This window comes from Curtobacterium sp. VKM Ac-2889 (assembly GCF_015350855.1).
Lineage (GTDB): Bacteria > Actinomycetota > Actinomycetes > Actinomycetales > Microbacteriaceae > Curtobacterium > Curtobacterium poinsettiae.
In genome coordinates, this window is record NZ_JADKSC010000003.1 from 171,608 (window position 1) to 184,636 (window position 13,029).

The 13,029-nt window shown below is 73.2% G+C and carries 10 protein-coding genes and 1 tRNA gene; 3 read left to right on the forward strand and 8 right to left on the reverse strand.

Annotated elements, in window-relative coordinates; all coding sequences use genetic code 11:
• Positions 1-2: 2 nt before the first annotated feature.
• The 4 genes from ITJ50_RS11035 to ITJ50_RS17650 all read right to left on the reverse strand — a co-directional run bounded on the left by ITJ50_RS11035 (position 3) and on the right by ITJ50_RS17650 (position 5,064).
• Complete coding sequence (locus ITJ50_RS11035) at positions 3-1,406, reverse strand: dihydrolipoyl dehydrogenase family protein (protein ID WP_194590505.1); 1,404 nt, start codon at positions 1,404-1,406, stop codon at positions 3-5.
• A 55-nt stretch (positions 1,407-1,461) separates the two neighbouring features.
• Positions 1,462-2,283, reverse strand: coding sequence for an arginase family protein (locus tag ITJ50_RS11040; protein ID WP_194590506.1), 822 nt, complete (start codon positions 2,281-2,283; stop codon positions 1,462-1,464).
• A 44-nt stretch (positions 2,284-2,327) separates the two neighbouring features.
• On the reverse strand, positions 2,328-3,053 hold the full coding sequence (locus ITJ50_RS11045; RefSeq protein WP_017885772.1) for a PspA/IM30 family protein: 726 nt from the start codon (positions 3,051-3,053) through the stop codon (positions 2,328-2,330).
• An 85-nt stretch (positions 3,054-3,138) separates the two neighbouring features.
• Positions 3,139-5,064, reverse strand: a complete 1,926-nt coding sequence (locus tag ITJ50_RS17650; RefSeq protein WP_194590507.1) for a TPM domain-containing protein — start codon at positions 5,062-5,064, stop codon at positions 3,139-3,141.
• Between the two features lie 284 nt (positions 5,065-5,348).
• On the opposite strand from ITJ50_RS17650, the gene ITJ50_RS11055 reads away from it, so the two are divergent.
• Positions 5,349-5,552, forward strand: coding sequence for a hypothetical protein (locus ITJ50_RS11055; protein WP_017885770.1), 204 nt, complete (start codon positions 5,349-5,351; stop codon positions 5,550-5,552).
• 72 nt (positions 5,553-5,624) lie between these two features.
• A complete protein-coding gene (locus ITJ50_RS11060; RefSeq protein WP_194590508.1) occupies positions 5,625-6,179 on the forward strand; it encodes a 4'-phosphopantetheinyl transferase family protein in 555 nt (184 codons plus the stop codon).
• Here ITJ50_RS11060 and map read toward each other — a convergent pair.
• Positions 6,163-6,930, reverse strand: coding sequence for a type I methionyl aminopeptidase (gene map / locus ITJ50_RS11065; RefSeq protein WP_031259118.1), 768 nt, complete (start codon positions 6,928-6,930; stop codon positions 6,163-6,165). The two genes, ITJ50_RS11060 and map, sit on opposite strands and share 17 nt — an antisense overlap.
• A 32-nt stretch (positions 6,931-6,962) precedes the next feature.
• Here map and ITJ50_RS11070 point away from each other — a divergent pair, with 32 nt between their 5' ends.
• Entirely contained in the window at positions 6,963-7,232 is a 270-nt protein-coding gene (locus tag ITJ50_RS11070) for a helix-turn-helix domain-containing protein (RefSeq protein WP_031259117.1), read from the forward strand.
• 18 nt (positions 7,233-7,250) lie between these two features.
• Here ITJ50_RS11070 and ITJ50_RS11075 read toward each other — a convergent pair whose 3' ends face one another.
• From ITJ50_RS11075 to ITJ50_RS11085, 3 genes are all read right to left on the reverse strand, one after another.
• Positions 7,251-8,570 carry a M1 family metallopeptidase gene (locus tag ITJ50_RS11075; RefSeq protein ID WP_323749905.1) on the reverse strand — a complete coding sequence of 440 codons (1,320 nt, stop codon included), beginning with the start codon at positions 8,568-8,570 and terminating at the stop codon, positions 7,251-7,253.
• 14 nt (positions 8,571-8,584) lie between these two features.
• Positions 8,585-12,481, reverse strand: a complete 3,897-nt coding sequence (locus ITJ50_RS11080; protein ID WP_194590510.1) for a Pls/PosA family non-ribosomal peptide synthetase — start codon at positions 12,479-12,481, stop codon at positions 8,585-8,587.
• A gap of 265 nt (positions 12,482-12,746) precedes the next feature.
• Positions 12,747-12,818 (reverse strand) — tRNA-Arg (locus tag ITJ50_RS11085).
• Positions 12,819-13,029 lie beyond the last annotated feature (211 nt).

The window sequence follows — 13,029 nt, forward strand, 5'->3', positions numbered from 1 at the left end:
GCTCAGGCCGGGCGGCCGTAGGTCTCGAGCAGGCGCAGCCAGACCTCGTTCATGGTGGGGTAGGCGGGCACCGCGTGCCACAGGCGGTCGATCGGGACCTCGCCCACGACGGCGACGGTGGCGCCGTGCAGCATCTCGGCGACGTCCTGGCCGACGAACGTGACGCCCACGACGACCCGTCGGTCCTCGTCGACGACCATCTTCGCGCGGCCCGTGTAACCGTCGGCCTGCAGCGAGGACCCGGCGATCGCACCGAGGTCGTACTCGACGGCGCGGACGTTCAGCCCCTGCTCACGGGCCTTCGCCTCGGTCAGGCCGACGCTCGCGACCTCGGGGTCGGTGAACGTGACCTGCGGCGCGGCGGCGTGGTCGGCGGTGGCGACGTGCGCACCCCACGGCTCGGTGTGCAGCGGCGTGCCCTGGTACCGGGCGGCGATCGCCTCGCCGGCGGCACGGGCCTGGTACTTGCCCTGGTGGGTGAGCAGGACGCGGTGGTTGACGTCGCCGACGGCGTACAGCCAGTCGGTGCCGTGCACGAGCATCGTGTCGTCGACGTCGAGCCAGTCTCCGGCGGTCAGGCCGACCGTCTCGAGCCCGAGGTCGCGTGTGTGGGCGGCGCGGCCGGTGGCGGCGAGCACCTCGCTCGTGATGACCGTGGTGCCGTCGTCGAGTTCCGTCGTGACGAGGCCGTGCTCGTCACGGTCGACGCGGACCGGGTTGACGCCGGTGCGGACGTCGACACCGAGTTCGCGCAGGGAGTCGGCGACGAGTTCCCCGGCGAAGGGCTCCATGCCGCCGAGCAGGCCGTGCCGGGCGACGAGGGTGACCTTCGCGCCGAGCGAGGCCCACGCGGTGGCGAGTTCGGAGCCGGAGACGCCGCCGCCGATGACGAGCAGGCTCTCGGGGACCTGCTGGGCGCTGGTGCCCTCGCGGGTGCCCCACGGCTTCGCGTCGGCGAGACCGGGCACCGGGGGCAGCGTGTGCAGGGAGCCGGTGACGACCGCGACGGCAGCACGGGCGGTGTGCGTCTCGCCGTCGACGTCGATGGTCTTCGGTCCGGTGATGCGGGCGTGCCCGCGGATCAGGTCGATGCCGGCGGACTCGAGCCACGAGACCTGGCTGTCGTCCTTCCAGTCCGAGGTGAACGAGTTGCGGCGGGCCAGCACGTGGGCGGCGTCGAGCGTGCCGGTCACGGCCTGCTTCGCACCGTCGAGCCGCTTGGCCGCGGCGAGGGCGTGTCCGCTGCGCAGGAGTGCCTTCGAGGGCATGCACGCCCAGTACGAGCATTCGCCGCCGACGAGCTCGGCCTCCACGATGGCGACCGACAGGTCGCGCTTCCTGGCGTAGTCCGCCACGTTCTCGCCGACTGCGCCGGCGCCGATCACGATGAGGTCGTAGTCCGTCATGCGGCCGAGCGTACGCGGACCGGCATGGGGTGCGCCGGGCGCGCGGGGTGCGTGGTCAACCCACCCGGAAGGCGCTGGTCACCGCGCCGACGACGCGCAGGATCACGCCGAGGTCGTCCACTGCACGGCCCGGGTCGACGGGCGCGAACCCGGTGAGTGCGGCGCCGACGAGGCGCCGGCCGCGCGTCGCGGCCTGGATGCGCTCGACGAGCGCTGCGCCGTCGAGGCCGAACGGCACGGGTTCGAGCAGTCCGTCGACCTCGGACGGGTCGAGGACGTCGAGGTCGACGTGCACGAAGACGGACGACGCACCGGTGCGCTCGACCGCTGCGGCGAGGGCGTCCGGTGTGGCGGCGTCGACGTCGAGGTGCACGATCCCGGCCTTGTCGAGGGCGGCGCGCTCGGCGTCCTCGACCCCGCGGACCCCGGCGACGACGACCGAGGACGCCGGCACCACCGGCAGGCCGGGGAACAGGTCGTCGGGGCGGTCGACCAGCAGACGCAGGGCGGCGGTCTCGGCGGCGACGGGCTGGGCACGGTTGAGCGCGCGGTACCCGCTGGAGCCGGAGATCCGGACGAACGCGGTGTCCGGCAGAAGGGCGGCGGTCGTGCCGAGGACACTGGCGCCGTCACCGCCGACGACGAGCACCGGTTCGGTGGCGACGGCGGTCTCCTCCGCGACGCGTTCGGCGACGGCGAGCACCGAGGTGTAGCGGGCGACCGCGGTCTCGAGGCGGTCTCCGGCGCCGGCCGGGACATCGACCACGGTGGTGGACGCCCGGGGGAGGTCGGCTGCGATCGCCGACGCGCCGTCACCCAGGCGCATCGCGCGCGACGACGCCGAACCCTGCCACTGACCGACCACGAGGAAGTGCATCGTCTCAGTCTGTCAGCTGGGGTCCGGCGTCGTCAGGGTGTTCGTCAGATGCTCGAGGATCCGCCGGACTTCAGCGCGGCGAGCCGTGCCTCGACCTCGGCGTCCTTGCCGACGTCCTCGAGGCTCTCGAACTGGGCGTCGAGGCTCGACGACTGCAGCTCCTGCTGGCCGAGCACCTTCGCCTCTTCGCGGCGGACCTTCTCCTCGAAGCGGCCGAGGTCGCTCGTCGGGTCGAGCACGTCGATGTTGCCGAGGGCGTCGTTGACGCGGGACTGGGCCTCGGCGGTCTTCGAGCGGGCGACGAGGTTGTCCCGCTTCGCGCGGAGCTGCTCGAGCTTCTGCTCCATGCCGGCGAGACCGGTCTTGAGCTTCTCGACGGCCTCGTTCTGCGACGCCAGGTTCGGCTCGGCGTCCTTGACCTCCTGCTCGGCAGCGATCTGCTTGCCGATCGCGATCTTGGCGAGGTTGTCGAACTTGTCGGCCTCGGCCGACTTGCCCTCGGAGCGGTACTTGTCGGCTGCGGTGGAGGCGTTGGCGGCCTTCTGGCCCCACTCGACCGCGGCCTTCTTGTCCTCCTCGTGGTCCTGCTCGAGCAGGCGGACGTTGCCGATGGTCTGCGCGATCGCGGTCTTCGCGTCGGCGATGTTGTTCGTGTAGTCGCGGACGAGCTGGTCCAGCATCTTCTGCGGGTCCTCGGCGTCGTCGATGATCTGGTTGATGTTCGCGCGCACGAGGGTGGAGATGCGTCCGAAGATGGTCTGCTTGGCCATTGCTGTTCCCTTTCGTGGAAGTCCTGTGGACGGTGTTGTCGGGTCGGGTCGTGTCTGGTTCTGGGTGCCGGGGGAGTCCGTCGGGTCAGAAGCGGCCACCGCCGGAGAAGCCGCCGCCCCCGCCGCCGCCACCTCCGCCGAAGCCGCCACCGCCGCTGAAGCCCCCGCCGCCGCCGAAGCCGCCGCCCCCGAAGGAACCGCCGCCGTAGCTGCCGCCGCGACCGCCGAGCAGGCCGCCGAGGACGAGTCCGGTGACGAGTCCGCCGAGCTGGGCGCCGCCACCGCCTCCGCCCTGACCGCCGCCCCAGCCGCCCAGGTCGTCGTTCGCGGCGTCCATCGCGGCTGCGGCGTACTGCTCGGCCGCGCGGGCGGCGTTCAGCGCCTGGCCGGGGTTGCTCGGGGCGAGTTCGACGGCGTCGTCGTAGGCACGCTGGGCCTCGGACAGTCGCGTCCGGGCGGTCGGGCCGATGCCGCCGCGGTGCAGGGAGACGTAGTCGCGGGCCTGGCTGATCCGGTTCCGGGCGTCGCGCAGGGCGGCGTCGAGTGCCTGGGTGGCGCGCTGGCGCTGTTCCTCGGCACCCCGTGCCGCGGCGATGGCCTGGTCGATCTCGGTGTTCGCCCGGGTCAGCGCGTCGACGGCGGCGACCGGGTCCTTCGGGTCGAGCCCCTGGCGGAGCACGGCTTCGGCGCGGGTGACCGCTGCGGCGAGGTCCGGGCCGCCGGAGCGCAGGCTGCGGGCGGCGGCGACGTCGCCCTGGATGTCGATGCGCATCGCCTCGGCGCGTGCAGTGGCCTCGTCGAAGGACTGCTCGGCGGCGAGTGCGCCGTCGGTGAGCTGCTGCACCTGGGCGAGGGCGTGCTGGGCGTCGCGCACGGCGACGACAGCCTCGCCCTTGTCGCCGGCGGCGATCGAGGCGGTGGCGGCGTTGGAGCGTTCGGTCGCGAAGGCGAGCACCTGGTGGGCCTGGTCGACGTTGTTCGCCACGGTGGCGAGGGTGCGGCCGGTGTAGCGGGCGCGGACGCGGTCGAGTGCGGCGGCTGCCGACCCCACCGAGGCCGGTGCGGCGGCCACGGCCTGGGCGAGCGACGCGGCGGCGTCCTCGACGCCGTCCTCGAGCGAGCGGAGCTGGTCGAACGCCTCGGTCTGCTCCTCGATCGCGGCGTGCGCCCGTTCGCAGATGACGATGATCTGGTTCGCCCACTCGGCGCGCTGCTGGGGGGTGTCGGGGATCTCGTCGTCGAGCTGCTGCCGGATCGTGAAGGCCTTGCGGACCTCGCGCTGGGCGGCCTGCACGGCGTCGGCGAAGGGCTTGGCGGCGTCGGGGCCGAACTGCGCGCTCGCGAACCCGACCTCTTGCTCGGCGGTGCGGAGTTCGTCGTCGATGGTGACCAGGGCCCCGCCGGCGGTGCGTTCGAGGTCGGCGAGCGAGGCTTCCTGTGCCTCGGTGGCTGCTGCGGTGCGGCGCTTGTTGCGGGTCCGGACGACCAGGACCACGACGACGAGTCCGACGACCACGACGAGCAGCAGGATCCACAGCCAGGTGAGGTCGACCGGGGCCTGCGACTGGGTCAGCCCGTCGGCGAAGGCCACGGCGGCGCCGGACCAGTCATCCTGCTTGAGCCGGGGCAGCAGCGAATCGTCGACGGCGTTCTGCACGTCGGACTCCGAGATCGCGGTCTCGTTCGTCTGCTGCACGTCGTAGTTGCGCTCGGTGACCGCGACCGAGAGCAGGATGCCGCCGCTGTCGATCTGGTTCTTCTCGAGCACCGCCCGACCCCACTCGGTGTGGTCGGTTGGATCGGAGAAGGAGGGCACGAACACGACGTACAGCTGCGTCTGCGTCTCGGCGTACAGGTCTTGCACGGCCTGTTCGACCCGCGCCTGCTGTGGTGCGGTCAGCGCGTCGGCCTCGTCGAGGACGTACGTCCCGCCCAGGTCGACGGGCGCCGTGGCGTGGGCGGTCGCTGCCGGAGCCAGGACGATCAGCATCGCGACGAGGGCGGCCGTCACACGGCTCCACAGCCGCGTTGTCCCCCTGTGCCCGCTCGATCCGTCCGTGTCCGATCCGTGCTGGACCGCTCGCATCCGTCCTCCGTCCGTCGCCGGTCGGTACCCCGTGGCACCGCCCCGGACCGCGCCATGAGGGCGCTGTCGCCCGGAGTCTATCCAGGCCACGCAGGGGCACCGCCAGACTCTGGGGGAACGCTCCGGAGGGTGCTTCCTGTGGACGTCTTGTCCCCCGTACCGGGGTATGCTGGCGCCACTGTTCGAGGATGAACGGAAGGGGAAGAACGATGGAACGCACCACGAGCACCGAGGTCGTCCCGCTCGAGGACGGCTACCACCGGGTGTCGACTCCGGCGACGGGCGTGATCGGTTTCGTGCGCGAGCACGACGGCCGCTACGAGGTCCTGCGCGGACGGGTTCGCCAGGCGACCCGCTCCGAGGGTCAGTACAGCACCATGAACGTCGCGCTCATCGCGCTGACGCACGCCTGATCCGCTCTGGGCCGGGCCACACGACCGACGGGCGCTGCCCGGTTCGGTGAGCCGCGCCTCCAGGCCGTCACGGTGACCATCCGGACACCGGGCGCTGCGCGCGCGGACGACCGGGAGGCACTGGTCGCCGCCGTCGCGTCGGCGACGGGTGCCGAGCCGCTCGCCGTGCGCGCGGGGCGCGTGTGTCCGCACTGCGCGGGGACCGACCACGGCCGTCCGTGGGCGAGTGCCGCGGGCGTCCCGGTCGGCGTGAGCCTGTCGCGCGCACCGGGCGTCGTCGCCCTCGCGGTCGGACCGGCGGCACTCGGCGTCGACGTCGAACGGGTGTCCCGGGTCGCCGCCGCGCCGCTCGACGCCTTCACACCGGGGGAACTGCTCCGGGCCGACGGGGACCCGGCGCTCCTCGCTGCCGCGTGGGCGGCCAAGGAAGCCGTGCTGAAACGCGACGGACGTGGGCTGCGCGTCGACCCGCTCGCGGTGGACGTCGACGTGGTCGGCGGCACGGCCCGCTTCGAGGGTGTCGGACAACCGCTCACCGTGCTGTTCCCCGCGCCGGACGTGGTGCTCGTCGTCGCAGCGGGTGGCCTGCCCGTCGACGTGGTCGGGACGGTCAGCGGGGGAGCGTGAGCACCTCGGCGCCGTCCTCGGTGATCGCGATGGTGTGTTCCGTGTGGGCGGTCCGCGCTCCGGTGGCACTCCGCAGGGTCCAGCCGTCGGGGTCGGTGACCAGGACGTCGGTGTCCGCCATCACCCACGGTTCGAGCGCGAGCAGGAGCCCCGGTCGGAGCGTGTAGCCGCGGCCCGGACGGCCGGTGTTCGACACGTGCGGGTCCTGGTGCATGGTGGAGCCGATGCCGTGTCCGCCGAACTCGACGTTCACCGGGTAGCCCGCGGCTTCGAGCACGGTGCCGATCGCGTGCGACAGGTCGCCGATGCGTGCCCCGGGTCCGGCGGCGGCGATGCCCGCGGCCAGCGCTCGCTCGGTGGCGTCGATGAGTGCGGTGTCCTCGGGGCGCGCGGTGCCGACGACGAAGCTGATCGCGGCGTCGGCGGCGATGCCGTCGAGGGAGACCGCGAGGTCGAGGGTCAGCAGGTCGCCGTCACGCAGCGCCTGATCGTGGGGCAGCCCGTGCAGGACGGCGTCGTTCACGGCGGTGCAGATGTGGTGGCCGAAGGGGCCGCGGCCGAACGAGGGGGCGTAGTCGACGTAGCAGGAGTCGGCGCCGGCGGCCTCGATCATCTCCTTCGCCCACCGGTCGATCTCGAGCAGGTTCGTGCCGACGCGGGTGCGTTCGCGCAGGGTCTGCAGGATCGTGCCGACGAGGGCTCCTGTGGCGCGGCCCTTGTCGACCTCGGCGGGGGTCAGGATCTCGATCACGCGGATGATCATACCGGTATTACTATGTGGTCATGGTCCGTCTCCCACTCCGCCCCGACGAGGTCGCGCGCGGTCGTCGCCTCGGTGCGCTGCTCCGTCGTGCCCGGGGTCCGCGGTCGATCGTGGACACCGCCCTGGCTGCGGGGATCTCGCCGGAGACGCTCCGGAAGATCGAGACCGGGCGCATCGCGACGCCGGCGTTCTCGACGATCGCGTCGGTCGCCGGTGTGGTCGGGCTGTCGCTCGACGCGGTGTGGTCCGAGGTCAGCTGCGACCCGGTCGACGGCGAGCTGGCGGGCTAGTCGACGCGGCGAAGCCTGCTAGCCAGCGGGCAGCGCCGGCACGGACACCTCGTCGACCCAGGGCCCGGTCACCGCACCGACGTCCGCGACCGAGCGGCCGGCGGCGTCCGCGAACGCACGGAGCACGTCGGGCACGGTGACGGATCCGTGCCGGTGCCGCTCGGTGATGCTCCGCAACCCGGTGAAGAAGGCGTCGTCGCCGAACGTGCGGCGGACGGCGTGCAGGGCGAGGGCGCCGCGCTTGTAGACGCGGTCGTCGAACATGTCCTTCGCGCCCGGGTCACCGACCACCAGGTCCTCCGGCTGCTCGAGCAGTCCGTGCCGGTACCGCTCGGCCAACACGTCGGCGGTGTCGTCGCCGCGGTCCTCGGACCACAGCCACTCGGCGTAGCAGGCGAACCCCTCGTGCAGCCAGATGTCCTGCCACCGGGTGACGGTCACGGAGTTGCCGAACCACTGGTGGGCGAGCTCGTGGGCGATGAGACGGTCGGTGCCGTGCTCGCCGTCGACGTGGTTCCGGCCGAACACCGCCAGGCCGTGGGCCTCGAGCGGGATCTCGAGGTCGTCGTCGGTCACCACGACGGCGTACGCCGCGAACGGGTAGGGGCCGAACCGGTCACCGAACAGCGCGAGCATCTCCGGCACCTGGCCGAAGTCGGTCTTCGCGGCGGCGGCGAGGTCGGCGGGGTGGTGCAGTGTCACGGGGACGCCGCTCGTGCGCAGCTTCGTGGTGCGGTAGCGGCCGATCTGCACGGTCGCCAGGTACGTCGCCATCGGCTCGGTGGTGGCGTAGGTCCAGCGGGTGCCGACGCGGTCACGCTCCTTGGCGAGCAGCTCGCCGTTCGCCAGGACGTCGTACGCAGCCTCGGCCGCGATCTCGATGCGGTAGGTGGCCTTGTCGTCGGGGCGGTCGTTGCACGGGAACCACGACGGCGCCCCGGTGGGCTGCGCGGCGACGATCACACCGTCGGAGAGTTCCTCCCACCCGAGCTGCCCCCATGCGCTGCGCACGGGGTGCGGGGTGCCCCGGTACCGCAGGTGCACGCTGAACACGGTGTCGGCGGCGATCGGTTCGGCCGGGGTGACGGTCACCTTGTGCGTGGCGGTCGACACCTTCTTGGCGCGTCGGCCGTCGACGTCGACGCGGTCGACCGTGAGCCCGTGCAGGTCGATGACGACCTTGTCGAGGGGTTCGAGGGCGCGCGCGGTGATCGTCGCGGTGCCGTCCAGGCGGTTGGTGGCGACGCGGTAGTCGAGCCGGAGCTCGTAGTGCTCCGCACTCCACCGTCGGTCGCCGCTGTGCGGGGTGTAGGGGTCTGCAGCGGGATCGGTGGGCACGGGGACAGTCAACCTCATGGTGCCGGTGGGGCTGTCACCGAGGGCGGTGCCGCTGTCCACGGAGCGATCGGGTTGCCGGCCCAGCGGGACCCCGGCGGCACCTGCTCACCGCGCATCACGAGCGAGGACGGTCCGACGGTCGCCCCGGCACCGATGCCGGCCGCCGGCAGGACCACGCTGTGCGGCCCGAGCGTGGCGCCAGCGTCGAGCCGGACGGTGTCGAGCTGCATCACGCGGTCGTGGAACAGGTGCGTCTGCACGACCGTGCCCCGCGCCACCGACGCCCCGGACCCGATGGTGACCAGGTCGGCCTCGGGCAGCCAGTACGTCTCGAGCCAGGTCCCGCGCCCGATCGTCGCGCCGAGGCTCCGCAACCAGACGGCCAGAGCAGGGGTGCCGGTGGCCTGCTCGGCGAACCACGGCCGGGCGACGGTCTCGACGAAGGTGTCCTGCACCTCGTTGCGCCACACGAACGACGACCACAGCGGGTGCTCCCGGGCGGTGATCCGGCCGACGAACGCCCACTTCGCGATCGTCGACACCACTGCGGCGACCGCACCGGCGGCGATGAGCACCGGACCGGCGAGCAGCACCGTCCACCCGATCCCGACGGCCGACCACAGCGCCAGCAGTGTGCCGGCCACGCCGAGCGCGATCGCGGCGGACACCATCGGGGCGACCAGGCGCAGCAGCTCCCAGCAGCCGCGGGCGATCTTGAGCCGCCGGGACGGACGGAACGTGCGCGCCTCGTCGAACTCCGTCGCCGCACGCCGCAGCCGCACCGGGGGCGACCCGAGCCACGACGACCCGCGCTTGGCCTTCTTCGGCACGGCGGACAGCACCGCCACCAGGGCCTCGCGCGGCACCGAGCGTCCGGCGCCCGTCATCCCGCTGTTGCCGAGGAACGCCCGACGGCCGACCTTCGACCGACCGATCCGCACCCGACCGCCGCCGAGTTCGTAGGTGGCCACCATGGTGTCGTCGGCCAGGAACGCCCCCGACGCGATCTGCGTCAGCGCCGGGATGAGCAGCACCGTGGAGATCTCGGTGTCCCGACCGACCCGGGCGCCGAGCAGGCGCAACCACACCGGCGTCACGAGCGAGGCGTACAGCGGGAACAGCAGGGTCCGAGCCGCGTCGAGCACCCGCTCGGTCGACCACACCTGCCAGCCGATCCGGGAGCGCACCGGGTGCCGCCCCTCGTGCAGGCCGACGCCGAGCAACCGCACCGCGACCACCACCAGCAGCGCGTACACCGCACCGGCGACGACCGTCGCCAGGGGGACCGTCACCAGCGCGCGGAGCACCGCGTCGCCCAGGGCCGACGCCCGCCCCACCAGGGCCAGGGCGACCAGCAGTCCGACCGCGACACCGACCACCGGCAACCCGGCCACCGCCAGGGACCCGGCCCCGTACGCGAGCAGCCAGCGGCGACGGACCGCAGGGCGGGACTCCCGGTCGCCGCGAGCCGACCCGACGCGTTCCGCCGGCGCCCCCGCCCAGCGTTCGCCCGCCGGCACCGGACCGCCCACGGCGGAACCCGCCGTCACCTCGGCACCCGCGCCGACGTGCGCCCCCGGCAGCAGCGTCGTCCGGCTCCGCACGACCGCGTCGTCGTCGATGCGGACGTGCCCCAGGTGGAACACGTCGCCGTCGAGCCAGTGCCCGGCAAGGTCGACCTCGGGTTCGATCGACGCGCGCTTGCCGATCGTCAGCATCCCGGTCACCGGCGGCAGCGTGTGCAGGTCGACGTCCCGCCCGATCCGCGCACCGAGCGCCCGTGCGTAGTAGCTGATCCACGGGGCACCCGCGGTCGACGGGCCGTCCACCGCCTCGGCGATGCGCTCGGCCAACCACACCCGCAGGTGCACCGAACCCCCACGGGGGTACGAGCCCGGACCGACCCCGGCGAGCAGCAGCCGCGCCAGCACCACCGTCAGCGCCATCTTGCCGATCGGCGTCACGAACACCAGGAGCATCAGCACCAGCACCGGCCAGGGCAGCACCGGCAGGAACGGCAACGTCGTCGCGTGCAGCACCGCAGCCACCAGGGCCGTCCAGGTCAGCACCCGCAGCCCGCGGAGCACCTGCACCGGCAGCCCGAGCAGCGTCATCAGCAGCCCCGTCGCCGGGGGGACCGGCGCCACGTCGCGCGACGATGCCTCGACCGGCCCGGACTCGTCCAGCGCCGCCGCCAACGCCCCGATCCGCGGGTGGTCGTACACGTCCGCCACCGTCGTCGTCGGGAACCGCTCACGGATGGCCGACACCAGCTGCGCCGCCGTCAACGACCCACCGCCGTGCGCGAAGAAGTCGTCGTCGACGCTCGCCACCGGCACCCCGAGGATCGCCGACCACCGCTCGGCGATCCACGCCACCGTGTCCGGCAGCATCGCCGCGTCCGTCGCCCCCGGCAACGGCCACGGCAGCGCCGCACGGTCGACCTTGCCCGACGTCCGCGTCGGCAGCGACTCCACCACCGCCACCAACGGCACCAGCGCCGCCGGCAACTCCTGGCGCAACCGTGCGTTCGCCGCCGCCACGTCCACCGTCGCCCCCGCCACCGGCGCCACGTACCCGACGAGCACCTGGTTCCCCGCCGGGGTCCGCTGCACCACCGCAGCACCACCCGCAACGTCGTCCAGGGCCTGCAGCGCCGCATCGATCTCACCGAGCTCGATCCGCCGACCGCCGAGCTTCACCTGGTCGTCCGCACGCCCCTGGAACACCAGGCCCTCGGGCTCGTACCGCACCAGGTCCCCGCTCCGGTACGCCCGCTCCCACCCGAGCTCCGGGAACGGCGCGTACTTCTCCGCGTCCTTCGCCGGGTCCAGGTACCGCCCCAGCCCGACCCCACCGATCACCAGCTCACCGACATCGCCCGGCTCCACCCGCTGCCCGGCACCGTCCACCACGGCCAGGTCCCACCCGTCCAGCGGCAACCCGATCCGGATCGGCTGGCTCCCGTCGAGCAGGGACCCGCACGCCACCACCGTCGCCTCGGTCGGCCCGTACGTGTTCCACACCTCACGGTCACGACTCGCGATGCGCGCCGCCAGCTCCGGCGGGCACGCCTCACCACCGAAGATCACCAGCCGCACCTGCTCCAGCGCATCGTCCGGCCACAACGCCGCGAGCGTCGGCACCGTCGACACCACCGTGATCGTGTGCGCGATGAGCCACGGCCCCAGGTCCACCCCCGTCCGCACCAGCGACCGGGGCGCCGGCACCAACGCGGCACCGTGCCCCCACGCCAACCACATCTCCTCGCACGACGCGTCGAAGGCCACACTCAGCCCCGCCAGCACCCGGTCACCCGGACCGATCGGCGCCGCCTGCAGGAACATCCGCGCCTCGGCGTCCACGAACGCCGCAGCACTGCGGTGGGTGACCGCCACGCCCTTCGGCACCCCGGTCGACCCGGACGTGAAGATGATCCACGCGTCGTCGGTCTCGCGGGGGAGCTCGGCGCTCGCCGCAGGGTCGGTCACGGGCAGTTCGGCGCCGTCGCGGTCGCGCAGCACGCCGCCGGCACCGATCACCCCGACGACACCGGCTTCGCCGAACACCAGGTTGGCGCGTTCCTCGGGGTCGTCGGCGTCGACGGGCACGTAGGCGGCTCCGGCGGCCAGCACGGCGAGGATCGACAGGTACAGGTCGCGCCCGCCGGAGGGGATCCGCACCCCGACCCGGTCCCCGCGCCGGACGCCCCGGCGTGCGAGGTCGTCGGCCTGCGCGTGCACCAGGTCGAGCAGGGCGGCGTAGTCGACGCTGCCGGCGGGGTCCTCGAGCGCGGTGGCGTCCGGATGGGTCGCCGCGGTCGCCGAAAGGACGTCGAACAGGGTCCGTGGGGCGGGTGCGTCGCCGCCGCGGGCGAGTTCGAGCTGCGCGTTCCCGGTGCCGGTGGTCATCGAGGCCTCTTCCCGGTCGCGTGCGGGACGACCGGCCCGTGATCCTAGGGGACCGAGGTGTCCCGCTCGGAAACACGGGGTAGCGCAGGGGCGGGGCGGGGCGGGGCGTCGCGCGCCGAGTGAGCAGAAGACGTCGGGTCACCCGCCTCGACCCGTCGCGTTCTGCTCACTCGACGAGGAGCCCCAACGGGGGAAGGTCGCCGCAGGCGACATCGTGCAGCCGACAGAGCGCAGTGAAGACGTCTGCTTGCGCGGGTGTGTCCAGTGCCCCCAGGAGGATTCGAACCTCCGCCCCTGCCTCCGGAGGGCAGTGCTCTATCCCCTGAGCTATGGGGGCCAAGGGGTGTGAACAACCGTAGCAGGTCCGGTGGGTGGTCCTGGACAGCGCGTGTCGCGCTGTGGACGCGGGGGTCGCCGGACGGGAGGCGCGGTGCGGGCCCGCCACGGGCCTCCCGTCCGCACGCTGCGCGGGTTGCGTTCCGGTGCGGGGTTCTGCGTTCCGTGCGGCGCTGGAAGCGCGCACCGGGCACGCAACCGCGCACCGGGTG